General features: G+C 71.2%; 1 protein-coding gene. It reads left to right on the top strand.

Features of this window, described 5'->3' with window-relative positions; genetic code table 11:
• A partial coding sequence (locus tag FYM52_RS18590; protein ID WP_238826275.1) for a methyl-accepting chemotaxis protein occupies positions 1-451 on the top strand: 451 nt, incomplete at both ends.

A 451-nucleotide genomic window follows, 5' to 3' on the forward strand; every position in this document is an offset into this window, starting at 1 on the left:
GGCGGGCGAGCAAGGCCGCGGTTTTGCCGTGGTCGCGGCCGAGGTGCGCAGCCTGGCCGGCCGCTCGGCCGAGGCCGCCAAGGAGATCAAGACCCTGATCACGGCCAGCGTCGAGCAGATCGCCCAAGGCTCGGCCCTGGCGGACCGCGCGGGCCACACCATGGCCGACGTGGTGTCCGCCATCCGCCATGTGAATGACATCGTGGGCGAAATCAGCGCGGCCAGTGCCGAGCAGAGCGCAGGCGTGGGCCAGATCGCCGAGGCCATCACCCAGATGGACCACAACACCCAGCAAAACGCCGCCCTGGTGGAGCAAAGTGCGGCCGCCGCGAACGGCCTGAAGATGCAGGCCGAGCAATTGCTGCAGGCCGTCTCCAGGTTCCGCCTGGCCTTGCAGGCCACGCAGCCGGACCGCGCTCCGGCCGCCGTGGCCCCTGCGCCCGCGATGGTG

It is taken from the genome of Comamonas sp. CAH-2 (assembly GCF_009668305.1).
Taxonomy (GTDB): domain Bacteria; phylum Pseudomonadota; class Gammaproteobacteria; order Burkholderiales; family Burkholderiaceae_C; genus Comamonas; species Comamonas aquatica.